This is a genomic window from Kribbella sp. NPDC051620 (assembly GCF_044453825.1).
GTDB lineage: Bacteria > Actinomycetota > Actinomycetes > Propionibacteriales > Kribbellaceae > Kribbella.
In genome coordinates this window covers 139,420-163,452 of record NZ_JBITDB010000002.1, presented here as the reverse complement: position 1 = coordinate 163,452, position 24,033 = coordinate 139,420, and the positions used below count along the sequence as shown (strand labels likewise).

Below are 24,033 nucleotides of genomic sequence, written 5' to 3'. Positions count from 1 at the left end.
AGAAGAAGATTGCTGGGGGCCGGACCGGGCTTCCGGCGCCGGACCGACCCCCAGCAGATCGAAGGTGTTACGCGAGACTGGCAAGTCCCTTGGGGAGGAAACGCTTGCCGTTGGTCTTCTCGGCGATGCCGCTGCGGTCCAGGTACGGCGTGATGCCGCCGAGGTGGAAGGGCCAGCCCGCACCCAGCAGCAGACACAGGTCGATGTCCTGCGCCTCGGCGACCACGCCCTCGTCGAGCATGATCTGGATCTCCTCGGCCAGCGCGGACAGCACCCGGCTGCGCAGTTCCTCGGCCGTCGACGGCTTGTCGCCGACGGTCACCAGCGCCTCGACCTCCGGGTCGACCGAAGGCTTGCCCTCGGCGCTCCAGACGTAGAACGAACTCTTGCCTGCGGCAACCACCTTGGCGAGGTTCGGCGACACCGCGAAGCGCTCCGGATACGCCCGGTTCATCGTCTCCGCGACATGCAGCGCGACCGGCAGCCCGACCAGCTGCAGCAGCACGAACGGCGGCATCGGCAGGCCGAGCGCCGACAACGCCTTGTCCGCTTCAGGAATCGGGGTGCCCTCGTCGACCGCCGCGCTGACCTCACCGAGGAAGCGGGTCAGCAGCCGGTTCACCACGAAGGCCGGCGCGTCCTTGACCAGCACGCAGGACTTCTTCAGGGTCTTGCCGACCGCGAAGGCGGTCGCCAGCGACGCGTCGTCGGTCTGATCCGCGCGGATGATCTCCAGCAGCGGCAGCACCGCGACCGGGTTGAAGAAGTGGAAGCCGACGACCCGCTCCGGGTGCTCCAGGTCGGCGGCCATCTCGGTGATGGACAGCGAGCTGGTGTTGGTCGCCAGGATCGCGTCCGGCCGGACGATCTTCTCCAGGTCGGCGAAGATCGTCTTCTTCAGCTGCAGTTCCTCGAAGACTGCCTCGATCACGAAGTCGGCGTCGGCGAAGACCGAGCGGTCCACCGAGCCGGTGACGAGCGCCTTCAGCTGGTTGGCCTTGTCCGGCCGGATCCGGCCCTTGCCGAGCAGCTTGTCGATCTCACCGTGCACGTAGCCGACACCGCGGTCGACGCGCTCCTGGTCGAGATCCGTGAGCACTACGGGCACCTCGAGCCGGCGGACGAACAGCAGTGCCAACTGACCGGCCATCAGACCGGCGCCGACGACGCCCACCTTGCTGACCTTGCGGGCCAGTGACTTGTCCGGAGCGCCTGCGGGCCGCTTGGCCCGCTTGTTGACCAGGTCGAAGGCGTACAGGCCGCTGCGCAGCTCCTCGCTCATGATCAGGTCGGCGAGTGCCTCGTCCTCGGCCGCGAAGCCACGATCGCGGTCGTTGTCCTTGGCCGCCGCGATCAGGTCCAGTGCCCGGTACGGCGCCGGCGCCGCGCCGCTCACCTTGAGGTCGGCGAACACCTTGCCGCGGGCAACCGCCGCGTCCCAGGCCTCACCGCGGTCGATCTCGGGCCGCTCGACGACGATCTCGCCGGTCAGCACCTTGCTCGCCCAGATCAGCGACTGCTCGAGGAAGTCGGCCGAGTCCAGCAGCACGTCGCCGATGCCGAACTTGACCGCCTCGGGACCGCTGAGCATCTTGTTCTGGTTCAGCGCGTTCTCGACGACGACCTTGACGGCCTTGTCCGCACCGATCAGGTTCGGCAGCAGGAAGTTGCCACCCCAGCCCGGCAGCAGTCCGAGGAAGACCTCGGGCGTCGAGATCATCCCGGCCGCGACCGAGACAGTCCGGTACTGCGCGTGCAGCGCCACCTCGAGGCCGCCACCCAGAGCGACTCCGTTGACGAACGCGAACGACGGCTTGCCACCGTCGACCAGCTTGCGCAGGACGCCGTGGCCGATCTTGCCGAGGTTGAAGGCCTGCTCCCGCGCGGCCAGTTTCGGCACACCGCTGAGGTCGGCGCCGGCTGCCAGAATGAACGGCTTGCCGGTGACACCGATCGCGACGATGTCCTCACGGGCCAGCGCCGCGTCGATCGCCTTGTTCAGCTCGGCGAGACCCTTGGGGCCGAGGGTGTTCGGCTTGGTGTGGTCGTGGCCGTTGTCGAGGGTGATCAGGGCCAGCGTGCCGGCCTTGTTCGGCAGTACGACGTCGCGGCTCGGTGCGAGCGTGACCAGCTCGTCGTTCTCGATCGCGAGCGCCTCGTCGATCAACGTCTGCAAGTCACTCATGCCTTGTTCCCCTCGAAGTTCGGGTTCTCCCAGATGACGGTTCCGCCCATGCCGAGGCCGACGCACATCGTGGTCAGGCCGTACCGGACCTCGGGCCGCAGCTCGAACTGCTTGGCCAGCTGGGTCATCAGCCGGATGCCGGACGACGCCAGCGGGTGGCCGTACGCGATCGCGCCGCCGTACGGGTTGACCCGCGGGTCGTCGTCGGCGATGCCGTAGTGCTCGAGGAACGCCAGCACCTGGACGGCGAACGCCTCGTTCACCTCGAAGGCCTGGATGTCGTCGATGGTCAGGCCGGCCTGCTTCAGCGCCTTCTCGGTGGCCGGTACCGGGCCGAAGCCCATCACCTCGGGCTCGACGCCGACGAAGCCGTACGAGACCAGCTTCATCTTCGGGGTCAGACCCAGCTCCGCGGCCGCCTCGGCCGACGTGAGGAGGGCAGCCGTTGCGCCGTCGTTGATACCGGCCGCGTTGCCCGCGGTGACCCGGCCGTGCGGGCGGAACGGGGTCTTCAGCTTGGCCAGGTCCTCCAGCGTGGTGCCCGGGCGCATCGGCTCGTCGGCCGTCGCCAGACCCCAGCCGTGCTCGGCCGAGCGGACCGCGATCGGCACCAGGTCGGGCTGGATCAGGTCGTTCGCGTACGCCTTGGCGGCGCGCTCCTGGGACAGTACGGCGAAGGCGTCGGTCCGGGCCTTCGTGATGCTCGGGTACCGGTCGTGCAGGTTCTCCGCGGTGGAACCCATCACCAGCGCGCTGGTGTCGACGAGCTTCTCGGAGATGATCCGCGGGTTCGGGTCGACGCCCTCGCCCATCGGGTGCCGGCCCATGTGCTCGACACCGCCGGCGATCACCACGTCCTGGGCGCCGAAGGCGATCCCGGAGGCGAGCGTGGTCACCGCCGTCATGGCGCCCGCGCACATCCGGTCGATGGCGTAGCCCGGGGTGGTGTTCGGCAGGCCGGCCAGCAGGGCCGCGGTCCGGCCGATGGTCAGGCCCTGGTCGCCGATCTGGGTGGTGGCCGCGATGGCGACCTCTTCCACCCGCTCAGGCGGCAGCGACGGGTTGCGCCGGAGAATTTCCCGGATGCACTTGATCACCAGATCGTCGGCGCGCGTCTCGGCGTACAGGCCGGTGGCCTTGCCGTTTCCGAACGGGGTGCGAACGCCGTCGACGAAGACGACATCGCGGATCTCACGGGGCACGAGGCCCTCCTCTGGGTTCCAGGAGTGGGAGCAACAGCAAGGCTACCCGTCGGTAACACTTCACCCCAACCCGCCACGCCTGTGCCGCTGCTCACAAGCTGATCGCGGTTACCCGTGGCATCCACGGCTTTTCGGGCGCATTCTGGGATCAGGAGCGTCACTGGAGCCGCAATGAACAATCTCGAGCTTTCTGTCCCGGTCCTGTCGCGGGGCAAACACCGCAACCCCCGCAAGGGCGCCTGCTTCATGGAGTTCGCCTCGTACCTCGCGGGCGAGCCCTGGTCGGACCATCCGGCCTGTACCCATCCACTGCTGGCCGGAGTGGCCCGCGACGTCAACGACTGCACGACGGACGCAGGGCGCGCCCGGCTGGCCCCGATGATCCCCTCGGTGATCGGGCTGGTCCCGGAGGACCCGCACGTCGTACCGCTGGTGACGGCGATCTGCATCCAGCACGCGTTGCCCGTGGTGTCGCAGGAGCGGCAGTACATCCTGGCGGTTGCCCTGCTGGTCGGAGAGCGCCATCTGGCCGCGCTGGACGGTCGGCCGCTGGACAGTCTTCGGCCTGAGGCTCAGGAGGCGCTGGACGCAGTACCGGCGGCTACCAAGTGGGCCAAGACCTTCACTGCCCGACCACACCGCGGTACGCCGGACTTCGAGCGCCGGACGGCTCCACGGGCTGTGTCATGTGCTGTGGAGGGCATCTCGCAGGCCTGCGTGTCCAACCCGGACGAGCGGCTCTACGAGCTCCTCAGTGCAGCGATAGCCGAGGCCAAGCGCTGGATGCCTGCGGAGGTGACACAGGTCTCGCCACGGGAGTCGGTGGACGCGAAGTAGGCTCCGAGGTGTGACCTTGGAGATTGATACCGGCACGGGGTTGATGCCGGCACACGTCTGGGAACCTGCCGACGGATCCGGGCCCGGCATCCTGCTGCTCCAGGAGGTCTTCGGGGTCTCCGACTACATCAAGCAGCGGGCCTTCGACCTGTCCGCCCTCGGGTACTACGTGATCGCACCGGAGATCTACTGGCGCCTGGACGGCGCGGAGCTGGACGAGTCGGCTCTGACGTACTGGACCAGGCGATCGGCCTGGTGCAGCGCGTGGACTGGCCGACTGCCGTGTCGGACTCGGTCGCTGCGCTGGACTACCTGCGTAGTCGTGAGCAGGGTGTGGGGATCGTCGGGTTCTGCTTCGGCGGGGGACTGGCCTTCAATGTGGCCGCTGTGTCGTCGCCGGACGTACTGGTGAGCTACTACGGCTCCGCCCTGCCCAACCTGCTCGAGTTGGCGCCCGATGTCGATGCGGTCAGCCTGCATCACTTCGGGGACGCCGACGACTACCTGAAGAGCGACGACGTCGACAAGATCATCGAGGCTGTCGACGGCCCCGGGAACGAGATCTACCGCTATCCCGGCGCCGGGCACGCCTTCGACAACCCGATGCCCGCCTTCCACCACGCCGAGGCCTCAGCGCTCGCGTGGAGCCGTACCGAAGCCTTCCTTGCCCGCCATCTCCCCATCAGCTAAGGACTTACATGAGCCTGTACGACATTCCGCTGCACACCCTCAACGGCGCGGACACCTCGCTGGCCGAGTACAAGGGCAAGGCGGTGCTCGTCGTGAACGTCGCCTCCAAGTGCGGCCTCACCCCGCAGTACGAAGGCCTGGAGAACCTGCAGAAGCGTTACGCGAGCCGTGGCTTCACCGTGCTCGGCGCGCCCTGCAACCAGTTCGGCGGCCAGGAGCCCGGCACGGCCGAGGAGATCGAGACGTTCTGCTCGACCACGTACGGCGTGACGTTTCCGATGCTCGACAAGCTCGAGGTCAACGGCGACGACCGGCACGCCCTGTACTCCGAACTGACCCTGACCCCCGACGCCGACGGCACCGCCGGCGACGTCCAGTGGAACTTCGAGAAGTTCCTCATCACCCCCGAAGGCACCGTCGCCGCGCGCTTCCGGCCCCAGACCCTGCCCGAATCCGACGAGCTCGTCGCCGCCATCGAATCCCAGCTCCCCGCCTGAGGATCGAGAGGCCCGGCGTCTCGGCGCCGGGCCTCGCCTGTCCCGCGAGGGCCACCGCGTTGAGCCTCGCCCGGGGTGCGCAGCGGGGGACATACTGAGCGTCATGGAGCAGCCGGGGGATATTGCGGCGGTCGTCGCGGCTCTGCAGGAGCGGCTGGACAGTCTGACGCCGGGGGAGGAGTCGCGGCGTGAGTTCCTTGCCACCTATCAGCGGACCACGGGCGCGGTGGGGCGGGCTCTCGAGCGTGGGGTGTTCGAGGATCCGGACTGGGTCGAGGTGTGGGATGTCGTCTTCGCGGACCTTTATCTGAAGGCGTTCGACGCTGACCGGGCCGGTGAGAGTGTTCCGCGACCCTGGCGGTTGGCGTTTGACGCACGGGCGACTCTGCCGCCGTTGGCGCATGTACTGCTCGGGGTCAACGCCCACATCAACTACGACCTGCCGCAGTCGTTGCTCGCCGTCATCTCCGTCGACGAGTTCGACGATGCTGCCTTGATCGACCGCAGACGCCGCGACCACGAACGGATCGACGGCGTCCTCGCCGACCGGGTCGCCGCCGAGGACGCCGAACTGGCCACCCGCTCGGCGCGCACCCTCCTCGACCGCGCCCTGCGCCCGCTCAACCAGCGAGCCTCGAAACGATTCCTCCGCGAGTCCCGCCGCAAGGTCTGGCACAACACCGTGGAGCTTCATCAAGCCCGGCTCATCTCGCCGGACGCCTACGCGATCCGGCTCGCGGAGCTGGAACTGCTGAGCGCGGCCAAGATCGCCGACCTGCTCGCCCCCGGCCAGGTCCTCCTACGCCTGGCCGTGGCCGGCTTCGGCGTCCTGCTTCCGCCACCGAAGTAGGAGTTCTGCCGCGTGCGTCAGCCTCGTGGCTGGATTCGGGTGCTGTTGACTGCCGCGAGCAGGAGCAGGGCCGCGGCCGATCCGAGGCTGACCCGCAGCCCGGTGAGGAAGGTGTCCGGATTGGCGATCAGGGCGCCGAAAACGGCGATGGCGACTGCTCCACCGACCTGACGGAAGGTGTTGAACACCGCGCTGGCGGCGAGGGTGATCACGGCGATCGCGAGCGCGGCGACGACGGTGGGGTGAGTGAACCCCCGATGGCCGCCTTCGATGAGTCCGTAGACCAGGGTGGACATCAGGTCGCGTACTGAGTCTGCCAAATGCGTTCGCGACGAGTCAGGTACTGCGATTACCCCGTTGCGACGCGGCCTTCTCCAACTGCTGCTCAGCTTCGAGGCGGCGTCGACCAGCCGCTCGGGGCCAGGGCGTTGCGCGCGTGGAGTTCGTGGCGGGACCAGAGGGCCAGCGAGCCGATGAACAGCAGGGTGAAGCCGGCCAGTAGGGGCCATGCGAGCGGTTTGCCGGAATCGAGTTGGTCGCGGGCGCGGAGGGCGGCGAGCAGCATCGGGGTGACCATGACCAGTTCGACTTCCAGCATGCGGTGGAGGGTTGACCAGCGGGGGTCGTGCCAGATGGCTACGCCTGCGCCGCCGAGGCAGAGGACGGCTGCGAGGGTTCGGGCGGACAGCGGGGTGAGGGGCCACGGCCAGAGGTCGATGAACGTCGACGGCGTGATGAACATCGCGGCGCCCTGGACGAGTGCCAGCGCGCCGATCGCGGCTACGGCTGCACGCAATGACGGCGGTAACAAGTCATCGGGGTCGCGGGCGGGGGCGGCGTACGGGCGGTTGAGGAGCCAGGCGGCGAGGACGAGGAGTGGGGCGGCGAAGTACAGGGCGGTCCAGATCCAGAAGGCCGGGTTGTCGTGGGTGAACTTGTTCCAGTGGAGCAGGGTCGCGACTCCGAGGAGCGTCGCGAAGGCCGTGACCGAGAGCATGCCTGGGGCGAGGACGTGCCAGCGGCGTTCGTAGGCTGCTCGGACGAAGAAGTAGGCGCCGCCCAGGTACGCCGATGCGAGCACCATCGCGGTCATTGTCGGGCGCAGCGGCCAGGCCCAGAGGCGGGCGGTGTGGAGCGGGAAGAGGTACAGGATCACGAATCCCGCGATCAGGAACGGCACGATGGCGAGCGACAGGACGCGGGTGTACGGCAGCACCCGGTCGTCGGGCTCTGGTCTGGGTCTTGTGTTCATCGGAATCCCCTCCTTCTGACGATTGACCTGACGGTCGTGGCAGTCAAGAGAGCGAGCGGTTACGGAGATCTAACCTGAGGGTGAGAGGGAGGTGGGCCGTGGCGAGAGTGCGTGACGGGCGCGTGATTGTCGTCGGAGGCAGCATTGCGGGGCTGCTTGCTGCTCGAGCGCTGTCTGAGCACGCTGCTTCGGTGGTCGTGCTGGAGCGCGAGCACCTCACGGATGCTGTTGCACCACGCGGCCACGTCCCGCAGGGCCGGCATCTGCATCTGCTCCTGGCGGCCGGCCTGCACCTGCTTGGCGAATGGTTCCCCGGAATCGAAGACGAACTCGTAGCCCAGGGAGCTGTGCCCGTCGATGGGTACGGCGCCTGGGTCCACCAGGGTGGCGCCTACCGGGCACAGGGCGACTGGGGCCCGCCGGTGCTGTGCATGACTCGACCGCTGCTCGAGCACGTGATCCGTTCTCGGGTCGCTGCCCTGCCTGGAGTCACAGTCGAGGACGGAGTGCTGGTCGAGCGCGTCACCGTCGTGGATCGCGGGGCGGCCGTTCGTACGGGGCGCCGAGGGGTCGCGGGGTGGCGGGTGACTGGAGTGGTGGTTGGGGGCGAGGAGCGTGCGGCTGACCTTGTCGTTGACTGCTCGGGGCGGAGTTCGCGGATTGCTCATGAGTTGGCGAAGTCGGGGCTGCTCGAGCCGCCGGTCACTCGGGTTGGGATCGATATCGGGTATGCGTCGTTCCTGATGCGTCGGTCGCCGGGGGACTTCGAGGGGGACTTCATCGCGTGCGTCGACAATCCGGGGTCGTTTCGGGGTGGATCGGTGTTGCCGGTCGAGGGGGAGCGGTGGCAGGTGACGTTGGCGGGGGTGCACGGTGATGCGCCGCCCGGTGACGAGGAAGGGGTGCGCGCGTTTGCGGACTCGTTGCCGAGTCCTGTGGTTGGGCAGCTCATCGGGCGGTGCGAGTGGTTGTCGGAGGTTGCGACGTACCGGTTCCCATCGAGTCAGCGGCGGCACTTCGAGAAGACGCAGATGCCGCAAGGGCTTGTCGTGCTAGGGGATGCGGCGAGCAGCTTCGATCCGATCTACGGGCAGGGGATGTCGTCGGCTGCGCTCCAAGCTGCTGCGCTCGAGAAGGTCGTCCAGGCTGTCGGTGTGCTGTCGCCGGAGCTGCCGCGACGATTCCACCGCAAGGCGGCTCGGGTGATCGAATCGCCCTGGCGCATCGCTGTCGGTGGCGACTTTGGCCATCCGGAGACGGTGGGGGACAGGCCGGCTGGCACTGCCCAGTTGAATGGCTACATCGCGCAGGTGGTCCGCGCGGCCCACGTATCGGTGCCGGTGGCGCGCGCCTTCAACCGCGTACTCCAGTTAGCCGACCCACCAACGGCCCTGCTGCACCCGGCGGTGGTGCTTCGGGTCCTGAGCAAGTCCCGCCACTCACCGGTAGCCACCGGCACCCCACTTCGCCACCCCCACGTCGGCAGCTGATTCGGCCGGCTGGGCGGCTTGTGGCCGGATGATCGCGAGGGTGAGGGCTGCGGCTATGAGAACCGCAGCGACGGCGAAGGTGACGTGCAGGTTGGTGGCGGCGAAGACGGCGCCCATCAGCGCGGTGCCGGTGATCAGGCCGAGGTTGCGGGACAGGTTGAGCAGGCCGGAGACGACGCCGCGCTGGTCGGGCGGAAGGTCGGTCAGTACTGCGGTGTTGTTGGCCGTCTGGAACGTCGCATAGCCGCTGGTCATGACAACGATCGGCACCAGATAACCGGCGATCCCCAGACTCGCCGGCAAGGCGGCCAACGCACCGGCGCCGATCGCGATGGCGCTCAATCCGCCGATCGTCATCCGCCGTACGCCGAACCGGTCGGCGACCCGTCCAGCCGGTACGCCGGTGAGCGCCGCAACGAGTGGACCCACGGACAGTACAAGCCCTACCGCCGCAGCCTTCAGCCCGAGCTCTCCGGCCAGGTAGAACGGCCCCACGACCAGCGTCGCCATCATCACCGTCGAGACGAGCGCACTCATCCCGAGGCTTGCGCTGAGAACCCGATCGCGCAAGGCAGCCAGCCGGATCAACGGCGAGCCCGCCCGCGACTCAACCCGGACGAAAACCGCGAGCCCGACAGCCGCGACCACCAGCAACCCAACAACCCCGACCCCACTGCCGAAGGCACGCCCGGCAGCTCCGAACCCGTCGACGGCGACCCCGAGGTCGCGCCCCACCGTCATCGCGAGCGCGTACGCCGCAAGCGCCCCAGTCAGCAGCACCGTACCCAGATGATCGAAGCGCGCCCGCCCGGCCGACCCCCGGCCGGTCGGCCCGCGGTCGGCTGGTAGGTATCGACGGGCCAGGGCGAAGGTGAGCAGGCCGAGGGGCAGGTTGATGAGGAAGATGGCGCGCCAGCCGAGGGTGGAGATCAGTACGCCGCCGAGGGACGGGCCGAGTGCTGTACCGATTGCGGACGTGGTGCCGAGTAGGCCCATCGCGCTGGCGGTTCTTGTTTTGGGGACTGTTTGGCCGATGAAGGCCATGGCGAGCGCCATGATGATGGCGGCGCCGAGGCCCTGTGCGGAGCGGGCCGCGATCAGCAGCCAGAGGGTGGGAGCGAGACCGGCGACGACCGAGGCCGCGGTGAAGACGGCGATACCGGTCAGCAGGAGCCGTCGCCGGCCGGTCAGGTCGCCGAGGCGGCCGACGCTGACGATCAAGGTGGTGCTGGCGAGCAGGTAGGCCAGGACGATCCACTGGACCTGTTGGAAGGACGCGGCGAACGAGTCGGCCAAGGTCGGCAGTGCGACGTTGGCGATGCTCGTGCCGAGGGACGACAGCAGCATCGCGAGGGACAGGCCGGTCAGCGCCCATCGGATCGGAGTACGGGCTGCCGGCTCGGCAGTTTTCGGGTTCATGTCCGCACAGTGCGATTCAGTCGGCAAAGGCGGCAACTCTTGTTGCTGTTTCTGGGACACTCGGCGGATGGACGGACAACCGGCGTACCAAGCGGTGCTCGACGAGGTGGGGGATCGGCTGCGGCGATTGCGGGCGCAGCGCGGGATCACTCTGGCGGTACTGGCCGAGACGACCGGCATTTCGAAGAGCACGTTGTCGCGGCTGGAGTCCGGGCAACGTCGGCCGAGCCTGGAGTTGCTGTTGCCGCTCGCAACGGCGTACCGGGTGCCGTTGGACGAACTGGTCGGTGCTCCGGAAGTGGGAGATCCGCGAGTGCAGTTGAAGCCGCACAAGTCGGCGAACGGCGAGACGTTCGTGCCGCTGTCACGGGCGCCGGGGCCGCTGCAGGCGTACAAACTGATCGTGCCGGACAGAGGGACTGAGCCGCAGTTACGCAGTCACGAGGGCTATGAGTGGCTCTACGTGTTGCAGGGACGGCTGCGGTTGGTGCTAGGCGATCATGACGTCGTGCTCGGCTCCGGCGAGGTGGCTGAGTTCGACACGAAGGTTCCGCACTGGTTCGGCAGTGCCGACGGGAGACCCGTGGAGGTGCTCAGCCTGTTCGGCCGGCAAGGCGAACGCATGCACGTCCGCGCGAAAACTACGGACTAGGCGGGCTCGCTCGGCTCGACCGGTTCGAGCGGCTCGTTCGGCGCCGCCTCGGTGGCCAGGGCGTCGGTGAGGACCTCGGCGGTGAGGCCGATCTGCCACTCGCGGGCGTTGTGCTCGCGCAGGAACGTCGTCACCGCGGCCAGGTCCGCGTCGGCCGGTGGGGTCCACGCCAGGCGCCGGATCGTGTCGGGGGAGAGCAGGTTCTCGGTCGGGAGCCGGTGTGCCTCGGCGATCTCGCTGACGGCCGAGCGCGCCGCCGACAGCCGAGCAGCCGCGTCCGGGTCGCGATCCGCCCAGGCGCGAGCCGGTGGCGGTCCGTCGTACCGAGGGCCTTGCTTGGGAAGCTCGCTGTCGGGCAGGCGGCGGGCGTGGTCGATCGCCTCCCACCAGGTGCGCATGTGGCGATGTGCGCCGCGCCCCTTGAAGGCGGTCAGTCGCTGCAACGTGTCCCGATCGACCGGCATCGCGGCCGCGGCCTCGACGATGGCCGCGTCCGGAAGGATGCGCCCGGGCGAGATGTCGGCAGACGCCGCGATCTGGTCGCGCGCCTCCCACAACGCCCGTACCACCGCCAGGCTCCGCCGGTTGCGCACGCGATGCATCCCGGACGTCCGTCGCCACGGATCCGGCTTCGGCTCACGCGGCGGCGCACTCAGGATCGCGGTGAACTCCTGCTGCGCCCACTCCCACTTGCCCTCGCGACGCAGCTCGGCCTCGATCGCGTCGCGCAGCTCGATCAGCATCTCGACGTCGAGCTGGGCGTAGATCAGCCACGGCCCGGGCAACGGACGCGTCGACCAGTCGGCCGCCGAGTGCTCCTTGCGCATCTTGTACCCGAGTACTTCGCTGACGAGCGAGGCCAACCCGACCTTGGGGTAGCCGAGCAGCCGGCCGGCCAGCTCGGTGTCGAAGACCGTCTGCGGAACCATCCCGACCTCGGCCAGGCAGGCCAGATCCTGGTTCGCCGCGTGGATGATCCACTCGGCGTCGATGATCGCGTCTCCGAGTGACGACAGGTCACCGAACGGGATCGGGTCGACCAGCGCCGAGCCGGAACCCTCCCGGCGGAGCTGGACCAGGTACGCCCGGTGCGAGTAGCGGTAGCCCGAGGCGCGCTCGGCGTCGACGGCCACCGGGCCGGTGCCGGAGCGGAAGGCCTCGACGACCTCGGCCAGGGCCGGGTCGGTGTCGATGACCTCGGACAGTCCGTCGCGCAGTTCGAGCAGTGGCTGGTCTTCGGCCGGGTCATCCGGCACGGGCGGCTGCTGCTGGGTCTCGGCCGGGCTCATCGGCCCCGCTGACCGCGCCGGGTCGGCATCGCGACCACCCCCGGCGGTACCGGCGGGAGTCCCGCCGCTGTACAGAGCACCTCGCCCCAGGCCTCGGCATGATGACTCACGTCGACCATCCCGTCCGGTCCGGCGACAGGACTCCAGGACGCGCGGATCTCGATCTCCGCCGTCGCGTCGTCGTCGGCCATCCCGCCGAAACTCTCGGATACCACTCTGGTGACGGTACCGCTCGGGGCCAGGTACTCCGCGCCCCGGTCGGCCAGTGCCTCCATCAGCCAGGTCCAGCCCACGCCACCGAGCAGTGCGTCCGTCACCATCTCCGGTTCGACGGCGGCACGCACATACGCGACACAGCGGAAGGTCGACTGCCAGGCGTCGTTCCCCGCGGGATCGTAGAGGACGACCAGCCGGCCGGTGGCGACATCGTCACCGTCGACCGTCACGTCGGCACTGACCGCCGCCGCATGCGGAGCGATCCGCTGCGGTGCGGGCATTTCCTCGACGAACACCTCGGGCCGGAACCGGGCCTCACGCAACTGAGTGAGGGCCTCGGCGAACTCCGCGGGTGGCGCGTCGACCTGCTTGCGGGCACCCATGCTTCGCAGCCTACGACTGATTACTCACCGACGCCGGTGACGACGCGCCGGTGACAGGTTCCGGGCATGGGATCATCGGACCTGTGCCCGTGACGCAACCAGCCCAATCACCCACTGCTACCGATGCCCTACCGGAGTCCGCCTTCCTGCGCGCGGCCCGGGGTGAGCCGGTCCCACACACACCTGTCTGGTTCATGCGCCAGGCGGGTCGCTCGCTACCGGAGTACAGGGCGATCCGTGAAGGCATCACGATGCTCGAGTCCTGTATGCGGGCCGACCTCGTCGTGGAGATAACGCTGCAGCCGGTACGCCGTTACGGCGTCGACGCGGCGATCTTCTACTCCGACATCGTGACGCCGCTGAAGTCGACAGGTTTCGGCGTCGAGATCAAGCCCGGCGTCGGCCCGGTGGTCGCCGACCCGATCCGCGACCTCGCCGGTCTGGCCGCGGTCCGCCCGGTCACGGCGGAGGACGTCCCGTACATCACCGAGTCGGTCCAGCAGTTGGTGACCGAGCTGGGCGGCACTCCGCTGATCGGGTTCGCCGGAGCGCCGTTCACGGTCGCGTCATACCTGGTCGAGGGTGGGCCGAGCAAGGACCACGCGAAGACGAAGGCGATGATGTACGGCGACCCGAAGCTCTGGCACGCGTTGGCGGACCGGCTGGCCGACGTGGCGATCGCGTATCTGTCGGTGCAGGTCGAGGCGGGCGCGTCCGCGATCCAGCTGTTCGACTCGTGGGCCGGTGGGTTGTCGGCGCGCGACTATGCGCAGTTCGTGCAGCCGCATTCGGCCAAGGTGTTCGCGGCGATGGAGCAGTACGGCGTACCGCGGCTGCACTTCGGGGTGAACACGGGCGAGCTGCTCGGTCTGATGAGCGAGGCCGGCGCGGACGTCGTCGGTGTCGACTGGCGGGTGCCGCTGGACGAGGCCGTACGCCGGATCACCGCGGCCGGTGGTTCGCCGAAACCGGTCCAGGGCAACCTCGACCCGGCCCTGCTGATCGCCGGCTGGGACGCCATCGAGCCCGAGATCGACCGCATCCTGGCCGAAGGCAAGTCAGCCCCCGGCCACATCTTCAACCTCGGCCACGGCGTCCCCCCGACCACCGACCCCGACGTCCTCCACCGAGTAGTCAAGGCGGTCCACGAAAAGTCGACTCGTGCCTGAAGGCACGGGCCCGGTAGCCTCCGGGCGGTTGCCGGTGGGCATTCGGCTTGAGCGGCTGCGGGCTGAGCATGCTGACGCGTTGCTTGCGTTCGAGGTGGAGAATCGGGCGTACTTCGCCGGCTTCATCTCCGATCGGGGGGACGCGTTCTTCGCGGAGTTCGGCGAGCGGCTGGCGGTGTTGCTCGGGTATCAGGCTGAGGGGACCGATCATCCGCACGTGCTGGTGACGGAGTCGGGTGAAGTGGTCGGCCGGGTCAACCTGGTTGACGTGACGGACGGGTCCGCCGAGCTCGGGTACCGGATCGCGGAGAAGGCGGCCGGGCAGGGGCTGGCGACAGCGGCTGTGCGCGAGGTGTGTGCGCTGGCGGCGGGGGAGTACGGCCTGAAGGAACTTCGCGCGGGGACCAATCTGACCAACGTGGCATCGCTGAAGGTGCTGGAGCGCACCGGGTTCGTGCCGGTCGGGGAGCGGGAGTACGGCGGCCGGCCGGGGATCGAGTACGTGCTGGCTCTGGGCGTCTGATCTGATGGGTCCGTGGAGCGCTCGGTAGTAGTCGTCGGTGGCGGGATCAGCGGGCTGGCTGCGGCTCATGCTTTGGCCAGCGGGCCGAATCCGCCGAGGATCACCGTGCTGGAGTCCTCGCCACGGCTGGGCGGCAAGCTGGCGGGGGCTTCGCTGGAAGGCATCCCGGTGGACCTCGGTGCCGAATCCGTACTCGCGCGCCGCCCCGAGGCTGTCGACCTGATCCAGGCCGTCGGGCTCGGCGACGACCTGGTGCATCCGGCAACGACCTCGGCCGGCCTCTGGATCGGCGACCGCATCCGCGCCATCCCGCCGACGGTGATGGGGGTTCCGACGGACCCGAAGTCGACGATCGACGCCCTGGGCGAGGCGGCAGCTGAGGTTGTCGCTCACGAGCCCGAGCTGGCGGCGCCCGCCTTGACCGAGGACGTGGCGATCGGACGGTTCGTCGCCGAGCGCATGGGTACGGCCGTCTCCGACCGGCTCGTCGACCCGCTGCTGGGTGGGGTGTACGCCGGCCGTGCCGAGGAGATCTCGCTGGCGGCCGCAGTACCGGAGCTCTACGCCAAGCTGAAGACAGCCCCCAGCTTGCTGGCGGCAACCGCCGAACTGCGGGAGATCGGTCAGCGCCGCAACACCTCGGGCGCGCCCGTCTTCGCCGGCATCAAGGGCGGCATCAACCGGCTGATCACCGCGCTAGAGGCTGACCTGCTGGCCCGTGGCGTCCGGATCCAGCGCAACGCGACCGTACGCCGGATCCGCCAGACCCCTGACGGCTACGAGCTCGAATCCGGCCCAGTGCCCGCCCCCACCTTCCTCCAGGCCGACGCGATCGTCATAGCCGTCCCTGCAGCCCCAGCGGCCCGGATGCTCGCCGATGTGGTCCCGCAGGCGTCGACCGAGCTCGCCGCCATCCAGTACGCGAGCATGGCGATCGTCACGCTCGTTGTACGCAAGGCGGACTGGCCAGCAGGGGCAACTGGCTCCGGCTTCCTGGTGCCGTCCGTGGAAGGCCGGACGATCAAGGCGTCGACCTACTCGCACGCCAAGTGGCAGTGGTCCGCCGACGCCGGGGGAGACCTCGCAGTACTCCGTTGCTCGGTCGGACGGCTCGGTGAGGAGTACGTGCTCCAGCGCTCGGATGAGGAGCTCACTGCCCTTGCGGCCGGGGATCTACGAGCCGCTGTGGGGCTGCAGACGCCAGTGGTCGGGTCGCTGGTCACCAGGTGGGGCGGCGGGCTTCCGCAGTACGCCGTGGGCCACCTGGACCGTATCGACCGGGTTGAGGCGGCCATTGCCGGTCAACCTGGGTTGGCTGTGTGCGGAGCGGCGTACCGGGGTGTTGGGATCGCCGCCTGCGTCGCTAGTGCTGGAAAGGCGGCAAGCCAGGTGCAAGCTCATCTGCAGGCCTCGACACCTGCAGCTCGGTGATCAGCCGGATCACCCGGACTGCGTAAACCGCGCAGACGACCGTCAGCACGGCGGTCGCGGTGGAGGTCACTGCGGTCCAGAGGAAGTCGTTGGCGACCGGATCTTCGCCCGGCTCGACCGGGAGCAGCTCGATGAGGTTGCTGGCGAGCCAGGTGCCCCACCAGATGTGGACGATGCGGAGATCTGGCTGCGGCCGCTCGGGCGGACCCGGAGTGACCTGGGGCGTGCTGGCGGCGACGACATCCTCGACGACATGCAGCGGGTACCAGAAGCTGATGATGGGGACGATCCAGCCGGCGATCACCCAGCCCCGCTCATGGCGGTGCGGAAGCCACGGGCTGAGTTCCTCCGACCGGGTCCGGGCCCGCCACAGCCAGACGACGAAGACGACGGCCGCCGCGAAGATCAGGCCGTAGAGGATCACGTCCACCGGGCGGATCGTGTCCGAGTCCCAGCCGGCGAGGTCGTCCTTGAACACCGCGTAGTCGCGCCAGCCCTCGACGGCGACCAGTACGTAGGCGAGGGCGGCGATCCAGACCAGGATCGAGGTGGCTCTGGGCAGCGCGCGCATGGTGATTCCCCCCGGTGGTGACTGTTGTCACGAAGAGTAGAGCCAACCCGGGTGCACACACAGGCGGATGTATTGGCGACAATGGCTGGGTGACCGAGACGAAGCCGAAGGCGCGCGAGCTGAACAATGTCATCCGCTACACCATGTGGTCGGTGTTCAAGGTGGAGACGCCGCTCGGCGAGGCGGACCGCGAGGAGCTCGCCGCGGAGCTGACCGAGCTGCTCGGCAAGCTCGGCGCCGACCAGGACGTGGTGATCCGCGGCTGGTACGACGTGGAGGGCTTCCGCGCCGACGCCGACTTCATGGTCTGGTGGCACGCGCCGACCTCCGACGCGCTGCAGGACGCGTACCACGCGCTGCGCCGCTCGCGGCTCGGACGGCATCTGGCGCCGATCTGGTCGCAGTTCGCGCTGCACCGGCCGGCGGAGTTCAACAAGAGCCACATCCCGGCGTTCCTGGCCGACGAGGAGGCCCGGGCCTACATCTGCGTCTACCCGTTCGTGCGGTCCTACGAGTGGTACCTGCTGCCGGACGAGGAGCGCCGGTTCATGCTCGCCGAGCACGGCAAGATGGCCCGCACCTACCCCGACGTACGGGCGAACACGGTGGCGTCGTTCGCGCTCGGCGACTACGAGTGGATGCTCGCCTTCGAGGCCGACGAGCTGCACCGGATGGTCGACCTGATGCGCGACCTGCGCGCGTCGACGGCCCGCCGGCACGTGCGCGAGGAGGTCCCCTTCTACACCGGCAAGCGGACCGAGCTGAGTGATCTGATCGCGAACCTGGCCTGACGATGGAACGCAAAGCCTTCCCGGTCCTGTACGTCACCGATGTCCGCCGGTCGCTCGAGTTCTACGCGCTGCTCGGCTACGAGTCCCGGTACCAGTTCCCGCTGGAAGGCGATCCGCACTACGTCGGCCTGGAACGCGGCGAGTCCTCCCTGGGCATCGCCGACTCCGGCTGGCCCGAAGCCACGCTGGGCATCACCGTCGGCACGGCCCCCCGCTTCGAACTCTTCGTCTACGTGGACGACGTCCAGGCCACCGTCGAAACCTTCCGCGCGGCCGGCTACCCGATCCTCCAGGAGCCGGCCACCATGCCCTGGGGCGAACGCCAGGCCTACGTCTCCGACCCGGACAACAACCCGGTCGCCCTGGCCACCCCGGTCTGAGCTACTCCGCCGGGGTCAGGGAGAGGCTGACGGAGTTGATGCAGTAGCGGAGGTCGGTGGGGGTGCCGTAGCCCTCGCCCTCGAAGACGTGGCCGAGGTGGGAGCCGCAGTTGGCGCAGCGGACCTCGACGCGCTTCATGCCGAGGTCGTGGTCCTCGATGTACTCGACCCGGTCCTCGGCGAGCGGGGCGAAGAAGGACGGCCAGCCGCAGTGCGAGTCGAACTTGGTCTCGCTGCGGAACAGTTCGGCGTCACAGGCGCGGCACTTGTAGACGCCGATGGTCTTGGTGTCGGTGTACTCGCCGGTGAACGGGCGCTCGGTACCGGCCTTGCGGAGGACCTGGAACTCCGCCGGGGACAGCTTCGCGCGCCACTCCTCGTCGGACTTCTGTACTGCGTACTGCCTGGTGCTCTCTGTCATGTCCCCATTATCGGCGGCCGGTCAACCAAAACCCCGGCCGGACCGGCCACGTAAGCGTCCCGCAATCGCTGGGTCCTGTCCGCCCCAGTGGGACAGGACCCAGCAACTGTGCCGAATCAGGTCAGGCTGGCTCAGTTGACGCTTACTGCCGTCCAGGCCGTCGCCACAGCCGCCCGTTCGGGGCTGGAGGCGCCGTACAGGTCGGTGGCCGCGTTGAGTGTCGCGACCCGCGCCTGCGCGTACGTCGTACCGGTGGTGAAGTACGTCGTCAGCGCCCGGTACCAGATCTTGGCGGCCTTGGCCTCCGTGATCCCGTTGAAGGTCGACCCGTTGCAGCTGCTGCCGTTGTGCGGCAGACCGCCGATGGTCTTCGGGCCGGTGCCCTCGGACAGCAGGTAGAAGAAGTGGTTGGCGACGCCCGACGAGTAGTGCACGTCGAGGTTGCCGACCCCTGACGACCAGCAGTCGGCCGAGTTGCCGTCCTTGCTCGGCTTGTCCATGAACCGCAGGGCCGGCCGGTCCTTCATGATCTCTTCGCCGATGTAGTAGTCGCCGGGGTCGTTCAGGTTGTTGGAGTAGAACTCCACCGAGGTCCCGAAGATGTCGCTGGTCGCCTCGTTCAGGCCGCCGGACTCACCGGAGTAGGTCAGGTTCGCGGTCGCCGAGGTGACGCCGTGGGACATCTCGTGGCCGGCCACGTCGATCGAGACGAGCGGACCCGCGACGACGTTGTCGCCGTCGCCGTACGTCATCTTCTTGCCGTCCCAGAAGGCGTTCACGTAGTTCGTGCCGTAGTGCACCCGGCTCGGGACGCCCTTGCCGTCGTTGAAGATGCCGTTCCGGCCATGGATGTTCTTGTAGTAGTCGAACGTGGTCGCCGCGCCGTAGTGCGCGTCCACCGCGGCCGAGGCCCGATCGCTGTTCAGGCCGGTACCCCAGTGGTTGTCCGCGTCGAGGAACTTCACCGCGACCGGACAGCCGAAGCCGAACAGCTGGCACAGGATCGAGTCGGTCTTGTTCTGCGCGTCCAGGGTGGTGCCGCCACCGCGCGCCGGGTCGGTCAGGTTGAACCCGCCGCTGACGGCCGTGGTGTCGATCGGCACGGTTCCGGAGTACAGGCTCTTGCCGTCGCCGGTGACCGTCTCGATGTGCTGCTCGCTGACGAGCTTGGCGCCGGTCAGGGCGTCGATCGTCGTGGTGACGTTGCTCGGGGTGCCGTCGGCCTGGGTGCCGCCGCTGGTGACCAGGTAGGCGAGCCGTGGAGCACCCTTGCGGGCCTCGATGACCAGTGCGGGCTTGCCCTGGGCCTTGAGGCCGCCGGTGACTCCCTTGGCGAGGGCGGTGGCGGTGCTGACCTTGGGGGTCCGGCCGACGTTCGCCGACTGCGCGAGCGTCTGGCTGACGCCCTTGAGGGCGCCGTCCTTGGCCTGGTGCAGGACGACGTCGCCACCCAGGACCGGCAGACCACCGATCGTCCGGTCCATCCGGACGTGGCTGCTGCCGTCGGCGTCCAGGATGACGTCCTTCACGAGGAAGGCGTCGGCGCCGGTGGCTTTGAGCGTGCCGAGATTCTCTGAGATCGCAGCCTTGGCCCGGGCGACCGCTGCGGCGGGGGTGGTGCCCGGGTCTGCCTTCGGTGCACCGGTGGCCGTGGTGGCGCCGAGACCCAGGGCGGTTGCGGTCGCCACTGCGGTGGCAGCGGCGAGCAGGGCGGATTTCTTCATCCTCGTGCTCCTTCAAGAGTGTCCCGGGGGCCTCACGCCCCAGGAACGAGGTGCGGGTACGTTACCGCTCAGTCACCTAGGGTGGCCAGAGGTTGAGAAAACTTCCCTTTTCCGTGGGGGTGACGGCATTTAGTCCCCGCTGACCGGTAGCGTCGCGAGCATGGCGGCGACCAAGGCAATCGAGCTGGAGATCGCAGGGCGGACCGTCCGGGTGAGCAATCCGGACAAGCCGTACTTCGCGGACCGGGGACTCACCAAACTGGACATCGTGAACTACTTCGTCGCGGTCGGCGACGGCATCCTGGGAGCGCTCCGGGACCGGCCGACCACCCTGGAGCGCTGGCCCGGCGGCTGGTTCGAGGGCGCGAAGCTGTCCACCCGGATGGACAACAAGGGCGACGCGTTCTACCAGAAGCGGGTCGCCAAGGGCGCGCCCGACTGGGTCGAGACGGCGACGATCAAGTTCCCCAGCGGCCGGCCCGCCGACGAGGTCTGCCCGACCGAGCTGGCCGTGGTCGCCTGGGCGGTCAACCTCGGCACCCTGACCTTCCACCCGTGGCCGGTCCGCCGCCCTGAGCTCGACTCGCCGGACCAGCTCCGGATCGACCTCGATCCTCAGCCGGGTACGGACTTCAAGAGCGCCGCCGTCGTCGCTCCGGTACTACGTGAGCTGCTGGCCGAGCACGGCCTGGAGGGGTACCCGAAGACCTCGGGCGGTCGCGGCCTGCACGTGTACGTGCCGATCGAGCCGCGCTGGGACTTCATCCAGGCCCGCCGGGCCGTCATCGCGGTCGGCCGCGAGCTGTCCCGCCGGATGCCCGACCAGGTCACGGTGAACTGGTGGAAGGAGGAGCGTGGCGAACGCGTCTTCATCGACTACAACCAGATGGCCCGCGACCGCACGATCGCCTCGGCGTACTCCGTCCGCCCCAACGCCCGGGCCCGCGTCTCGGCTCCGCTGCGCTGGGAGGAGGTGTCCGAGGTGGTGCCGGACGACTTCGACGTACTGACGATGCCGGCCCGCTTCGCCGAGGTCGGCGACCTGCACGCGGCGGTCGGCGAGAAGGCGTTCTCGCTGGAGTCGCTGCTGGAGCTGTCCGCCAAGCACGAACGCGACTTCGGCGAGGGCGACATGCCCTACCCGCCCGAGTATCCGAAGATGCCGGGCGAGCCAAAGCGCGTGCAGCCGTCCAAGGACCGCGACCGGCCCAAAGACCCGGAAGAGTAGAGCCTGCGCGCCTCAGAACGTGCGGAGGGCGCCGCCGTCGATGGGGATGATGGCGCCGGTCAGGTAGGAGGCGGCGGGGGAGAGGACGAACGCGGCGACCCGGCCGAACTCGTCCGGGTCGCCGTAGCGGCGCAGCGGGATGGTCTTCTCCGCGGCCCGCCGGGCAGCGTCCGGGTCACCCGTTTTGCCGTCCAGCTCCTTCAGCCGGGCGGTCGCGATCCGGCCGGGCATCAGCCCGTTGACCCGGACCCCGTTCGGCCCGAGCTCATCGGCGAGCGTCTTGGCGACCATCGCGAGTCCTGGGCGCAGTCCGTTGGAGATCGCCAGTCCCGCGATCGGCGACTTCACCGATGAGGAGAGCACGAAGGCGATCGAAGTACCGTCGGTGCCTGCCCGGGCCACCGACCGCGCGATCCGCAGGCCGCCCAGGAAGACGCTGTCGAAGGCTGCTCGCCAGTCGTCCTCTTCGGTGTCCATCGCGGTCCCTGGCCGGGGGCCGCCGACGCTGATCAAGGCGCCGTGCAGGGCACCCCATTTGGCGATCGCGGTCGCGGCCAGCCGCTCGGCGCTCTCCGGGTCGGCGTTGTCGACCGGGATGCCGACCACGTTCTCGCCGAGCTCGGCCGCCGCACGGGAGATCGACTCCTCGTTGCGGCTGGAGATGACCAGCCGGGCGCCTTCCGCGGCGAGGGCTTTCGCGGTGGCGAAGCCCAGTCCACCGCTGGCGCCGGTGACGACGTAGATGCGATCTTCGAGTCCAAGGTCCACGGCTCCATCCTGCCTGACCTCACGAAATCAGGGCCCGACACGCCGGTGGTAGCCAAAGGCAACAGCAAGCGATTAAGAAAAAACGACGGGAAGAGGGGTACTACGAACCGCCCGAACCCAGTCGCCCCGCGGCTCCTGTCGTTGCGGCAGGCAACGACTCGTCAGGACTCGCCGCTGGACCGCTGGACTCACCGTCCGGGCCGGCGTTGTCGCCGGTCACGTCACGTCGGGAGAAGTAGATCAGTCCGCCGATCGCCAGCAGCGCGAAGAAGAACCACTGCAACGCGTAAAAGAAGTGTGGCCCGTCGTCGATCTCCGGCCCCGGCAGTCCACCGAAGGCCGGATCGGCCGCCGGAACCTGCTGCTCCACCGTGAGATACCCGTCGTACAAGGTCAGACCGAGGACGGGCGCGAAGTCGGGCCCGTTGATGAGCCGGGCGGTCCCGTTGTCCGGCGTACCGCCGTTGGTGTGCCCACCACGCTCGCTGCGCCGGAGTCGGCCGGTGACCGTGACCTCTCCGGAGGGCGCGGCCGGGATGCTGCTGGGTGCCAGCTCGCCGCCCTGTTTCGGCAGGAAGCCGCGGTCGACCAGTACGGCGCTCCCGTCGCTCAGCAGCAACGGCGTGACGATCTCGAACCCGGGCCGGTCATTGATGTTCCGGTAGCGCATCACGACCTGTTTGGCGGCGTCGTACCGGCCTGTGACAACCGCTGTCCGCCAGTCGTGCTGCTCACCGATCACCCGCTGTGGCCCGACGATCTCGGACAGCGGCGCTGCCGGAGCGGCCAGATTCGTCCGGGTGACCTCGTTGCGCGCTTTCCGGGCATCCAGCCGGTGCAGCTGCCATCGGCCGAGCTCCACACACACCCCGGACAGGAGCAGGATCACCAGCGCAGTGGCGATCCACCGGACATTCATCAGACGACGCACGCTTCGAACTTAAGCCATCCACCGAAACGCCCGGGCGTCGGCTGCTGACTGCGACGTAAGCTGGGCGGGATGACAGCGCCCAGTACGACCCAGACAGGCTTGGCCGACAGCTACGGCCGGGTCGCTACCGACCTGCGCGTGTCCCTCACGGACCGCTGCAACCTGCGCTGTACCTATTGCATGCCCGAGGAGGGTCTGGACTGGCTCGCCAAGCCGGAGCTGCTGACCGATGACGAGATCGTCAGGCTGGTCGGCGTGGCCGTCACCCACCTCGGGGTCAACGAGATCCGGTTCACCGGCGGTGAACCGCTGCTCCGCCGCGGCGTGGTCGACATCGTCACCCGGACCGCGAAGCTCCAGCCGCGCCCGCAGATCTCGATCACCACGAACGGGATCGGCCTGGCCCGGCAGGCGACGGCGTTGCGGGAGGCCGGCCTGGATCGGGTGAATGTGAGCCTCGACACGGTCAATCCGGACACCTTCCAGCAGATGACCCGGCGCGATCGGCTGAAGGACGTACTGGCAGGTCTCGCGGCGGCACATGAGGCCGGCCTGACGCCGGTGAAGGTCAACGCGGTGCTCATGCGCGGCGTGAACGACGATCAGGCCCCCGAGCTGCTCCAGTTCTGCCTCGACCACGACTACGAGCTGCGCTTCATCGAGCAGATGCCGCTGGACGCCCAGCACGGCTGGAGTCGCGACCAGATGATCACGGCCGACGAGATCCTCGAGCTGCTCGGCCGGCGGTTCGAGCTCACGCCGACCGATGCGGCCGCCCGGGGGAGCGCGCCGGCCGAGTCGTTCACGGTCGACGGTGGTCCGGCGACGGTCGGCATCATCGCCAGCGTGACGCGCCCGTTCTGCGGTGACTGCGACCGGGTCCGGCTGACCGCCGACGGCCAGGTCCGCGACTGCCTCTTCGCCCGGACCGAATCGGATCTGCGCACGGCGCTGCGCGGCGGCGCCGACGACGAGGAGCTGGCCGACCGCTGGCGGCGCGCGATGCGTGGAAAACTGCCCGGCCATGGCATCAACGATCCGAGCTTTCTGCAGCCGGTCCGGCCGATGTCCGCGATCGGCGGCTGACCTTTCTGAACCGGAAATTTACTTTTTCCGGTGTAACGCACTCCGGCG

Annotated in this window: 25 protein-coding genes and 1 pseudogene; 14 read left to right on the top strand and 12 right to left on the bottom strand. The window is 68.8% G+C overall.

Annotated elements, in window-relative coordinates; genetic code table 11:
• Positions 1 to 67: 67 nt before the first annotated feature.
• Together ACIA12_RS08095 and ACIA12_RS08090 are read right to left on the bottom strand one after the other, a co-directional pair.
• The gene (locus tag ACIA12_RS08095) at positions 68 to 2,185 is read right to left on the bottom strand and encodes a 3-hydroxyacyl-CoA dehydrogenase NAD-binding domain-containing protein (RefSeq protein WP_396366194.1); all 2,118 of its coding nucleotides are present in this window, start codon (positions 2,183 to 2,185) and stop codon (positions 68 to 70) included.
• The gene (locus ACIA12_RS08090; RefSeq protein ID WP_396366193.1) at positions 2,182 to 3,387 is read right to left on the bottom strand and encodes a thiolase family protein; all 1,206 of its coding nucleotides are present in this window, start codon (positions 3,385 to 3,387) and stop codon (positions 2,182 to 2,184) included. The genes ACIA12_RS08095 and ACIA12_RS08090 overlap by 4 nt, the downstream gene beginning before the upstream one ends.
• A gap of 171 nt (positions 3,388 to 3,558) precedes the next feature.
• On the opposite strand from ACIA12_RS08090, the gene ACIA12_RS08085 reads away from it, so the two are divergent.
• The 5 genes and pseudogenes from ACIA12_RS08085 (at position 3,559) to ACIA12_RS08065 (ending at position 6,261) form a co-directional block, all read left to right on the top strand.
• On the top strand, positions 3,559 to 4,224 hold the full coding sequence (locus ACIA12_RS08085; protein WP_396366192.1) for a hypothetical protein: 666 nt from the start codon (positions 3,559 to 3,561) through the stop codon (positions 4,222 to 4,224).
• Positions 4,225 to 4,267: 43 nt separating this feature from the next.
• Positions 4,268 to 4,366, top strand: a pseudogene (locus tag ACIA12_RS08080) (dienelactone hydrolase family protein); the annotation flags it as partial.
• Between the two features lie 122 nt (positions 4,367 to 4,488).
• A complete protein-coding gene (locus ACIA12_RS08075; RefSeq protein WP_396366191.1) occupies positions 4,489 to 4,914 on the top strand; it encodes a dienelactone hydrolase family protein in 426 nt (141 codons plus the stop codon).
• Positions 4,915 to 4,922: 8 nt separating this feature from the next.
• Entirely contained in the window at positions 4,923 to 5,411 is a 489-nt protein-coding gene (locus ACIA12_RS08070; RefSeq protein ID WP_396366190.1) for a glutathione peroxidase, read from the top strand.
• Between the two features lie 103 nt (positions 5,412 to 5,514).
• A complete protein-coding gene (locus tag ACIA12_RS08065; protein WP_396366188.1) occupies positions 5,515 to 6,261 on the top strand; it encodes a DUF5995 family protein in 747 nt (248 codons plus the stop codon).
• A 17-nt stretch (positions 6,262 to 6,278) separates the two neighbouring features.
• Here the strand turns inward: ACIA12_RS08065 and ACIA12_RS08060 are convergent, their stop codons facing one another.
• A complete protein-coding gene (locus ACIA12_RS08060; RefSeq protein WP_396366187.1) occupies positions 6,279 to 6,557 on the bottom strand; it encodes a hypothetical protein in 279 nt (92 codons plus the stop codon).
• A gap of 89 nt (positions 6,558 to 6,646) precedes the next feature.
• A complete protein-coding gene (locus tag ACIA12_RS08055) occupies positions 6,647 to 7,513 on the bottom strand; it encodes a hypothetical protein (protein WP_396366186.1) in 867 nt (288 codons plus the stop codon).
• Between the two features lie 98 nt (positions 7,514 to 7,611).
• Between ACIA12_RS08055 and ACIA12_RS08050 the strand changes: the two genes are divergently transcribed.
• Entirely contained in the window at positions 7,612 to 9,003 is a 1,392-nt protein-coding gene (locus ACIA12_RS08050; RefSeq protein ID WP_396366185.1) for an NAD(P)/FAD-dependent oxidoreductase, read from the top strand.
• On the opposite strand, the gene ACIA12_RS08045 is transcribed toward ACIA12_RS08050, so the two are convergent.
• The gene (locus ACIA12_RS08045) at positions 8,953 to 10,422 is read right to left on the bottom strand and encodes an MFS transporter (RefSeq protein ID WP_396366184.1); all 1,470 of its coding nucleotides are present in this window, start codon (positions 10,420 to 10,422) and stop codon (positions 8,953 to 8,955) included. The genes ACIA12_RS08050 and ACIA12_RS08045 overlap by 51 nt on opposite strands.
• Before the next feature lie 67 nt (positions 10,423 to 10,489).
• On the opposite strand from ACIA12_RS08045, the gene ACIA12_RS08040 reads away from it, so the two are divergent.
• Complete coding sequence (locus tag ACIA12_RS08040; RefSeq protein WP_396366183.1) at positions 10,490 to 11,074, top strand: helix-turn-helix domain-containing protein; 585 nt, start codon at positions 10,490 to 10,492, stop codon at positions 11,072 to 11,074.
• On the opposite strand, the gene ACIA12_RS08035 is transcribed toward ACIA12_RS08040, so the two are convergent.
• Positions 11,071 to 12,363, bottom strand: coding sequence for an HRDC domain-containing protein (locus ACIA12_RS08035; RefSeq protein WP_396366182.1), 1,293 nt, complete (start codon positions 12,361 to 12,363; stop codon positions 11,071 to 11,073). The genes ACIA12_RS08040 and ACIA12_RS08035 overlap by 4 nt on opposite strands.
• Positions 12,360 to 12,962, bottom strand: a complete 603-nt coding sequence (locus ACIA12_RS08030) for a DUF3000 domain-containing protein (RefSeq protein ID WP_396366181.1) — start codon at positions 12,960 to 12,962, stop codon at positions 12,360 to 12,362. The genes ACIA12_RS08035 and ACIA12_RS08030 overlap by 4 nt, the downstream gene beginning before the upstream one ends.
• A gap of 83 nt (positions 12,963 to 13,045) precedes the next feature.
• Here ACIA12_RS08030 and hemE point away from each other — a divergent pair, with 83 nt between their 5' ends.
• From hemE to hemG, 3 genes are read left to right on the top strand one after another with little or no spacing between them, the layout of a single operon-like run.
• On the top strand, positions 13,046 to 14,131 hold the full coding sequence (gene hemE, locus ACIA12_RS08025) for a uroporphyrinogen decarboxylase (protein ID WP_396366180.1): 1,086 nt from the start codon (positions 13,046 to 13,048) through the stop codon (positions 14,129 to 14,131).
• On the top strand, positions 14,124 to 14,654 hold the full coding sequence (locus tag ACIA12_RS08020) for a GNAT family N-acetyltransferase (RefSeq protein WP_396366179.1): 531 nt from the start codon (positions 14,124 to 14,126) through the stop codon (positions 14,652 to 14,654). Before hemE ends, ACIA12_RS08020 begins: the two co-directional genes overlap by 8 nt.
• A 12-nt stretch (positions 14,655 to 14,666) precedes the next feature.
• Positions 14,667 to 16,085 carry a protoporphyrinogen oxidase gene (gene hemG / locus ACIA12_RS08015; RefSeq protein WP_396366178.1) on the top strand — a complete coding sequence of 473 codons (1,419 nt, stop codon included), beginning with the start codon at positions 14,667 to 14,669 and terminating at the stop codon, positions 16,083 to 16,085.
• On the opposite strand, the gene ACIA12_RS08010 is transcribed toward hemG, so the two are convergent.
• Positions 16,018 to 16,656, bottom strand: a complete 639-nt coding sequence (locus ACIA12_RS08010; RefSeq protein ID WP_396366177.1) for a DUF4328 domain-containing protein — start codon at positions 16,654 to 16,656, stop codon at positions 16,018 to 16,020. The two genes, hemG and ACIA12_RS08010, sit on opposite strands and share 68 nt — an antisense overlap.
• 89 nt (positions 16,657 to 16,745) lie before the next feature.
• On the opposite strand from ACIA12_RS08010, the gene hemQ reads away from it, so the two are divergent.
• Positions 16,746 to 17,447 carry a hydrogen peroxide-dependent heme synthase gene (gene hemQ / locus ACIA12_RS08005; RefSeq protein ID WP_396366176.1) on the top strand — a complete coding sequence of 234 codons (702 nt, stop codon included), beginning with the start codon at positions 16,746 to 16,748 and terminating at the stop codon, positions 17,445 to 17,447.
• 2 nt (positions 17,448 to 17,449) lie between these two features.
• Positions 17,450 to 17,827 (top strand): VOC family protein, encoded by a 378-nt coding sequence (locus ACIA12_RS08000; protein WP_396366175.1) that lies wholly within the window; start codon positions 17,450 to 17,452, stop codon positions 17,825 to 17,827.
• 1 nt (position 17,828) lies between these two features.
• On the opposite strand, the gene msrB is transcribed toward ACIA12_RS08000, so the two are convergent.
• Positions 17,829 to 18,248, bottom strand: a complete 420-nt coding sequence (gene msrB / locus ACIA12_RS07995) for a peptide-methionine (R)-S-oxide reductase MsrB (RefSeq protein WP_343978476.1) — start codon at positions 18,246 to 18,248, stop codon at positions 17,829 to 17,831.
• Positions 18,249 to 18,379: 131 nt separating this feature from the next.
• Positions 18,380 to 19,972 (bottom strand): M4 family metallopeptidase, encoded by a 1,593-nt coding sequence (locus tag ACIA12_RS07990; RefSeq protein ID WP_396366174.1) that lies wholly within the window; start codon positions 19,970 to 19,972, stop codon positions 18,380 to 18,382.
• A gap of 160 nt (positions 19,973 to 20,132) precedes the next feature.
• Here ACIA12_RS07990 and ligD point away from each other — a divergent pair, with 160 nt between their 5' ends.
• Entirely contained in the window at positions 20,133 to 21,200 is a 1,068-nt protein-coding gene (ligD, locus tag ACIA12_RS07985) for a non-homologous end-joining DNA ligase (protein ID WP_396366173.1), read from the top strand.
• A 12-nt stretch (positions 21,201 to 21,212) separates the two neighbouring features.
• Here the strand turns inward: ligD and ACIA12_RS07980 are convergent, their stop codons facing one another.
• Together ACIA12_RS07980 and ACIA12_RS07975 are read right to left on the bottom strand one after the other, a co-directional pair.
• Positions 21,213 to 21,968 (bottom strand): SDR family oxidoreductase, encoded by a 756-nt coding sequence (locus ACIA12_RS07980; RefSeq protein WP_396366172.1) that lies wholly within the window; start codon positions 21,966 to 21,968, stop codon positions 21,213 to 21,215.
• Positions 21,969 to 22,068: 100 nt separating this feature from the next.
• Entirely contained in the window at positions 22,069 to 22,899 is an 831-nt protein-coding gene (locus ACIA12_RS07975; protein ID WP_396366171.1) for an SURF1 family protein, read from the bottom strand.
• A gap of 69 nt (positions 22,900 to 22,968) precedes the next feature.
• Here ACIA12_RS07975 and moaA point away from each other — a divergent pair, with 69 nt between their 5' ends.
• On the top strand, positions 22,969 to 23,985 hold the full coding sequence (gene moaA / locus ACIA12_RS07970; RefSeq protein ID WP_396366170.1) for a GTP 3',8-cyclase MoaA: 1,017 nt from the start codon (positions 22,969 to 22,971) through the stop codon (positions 23,983 to 23,985).
• The last annotated feature ends 48 nt before the right edge of the window (positions 23,986 to 24,033 follow it).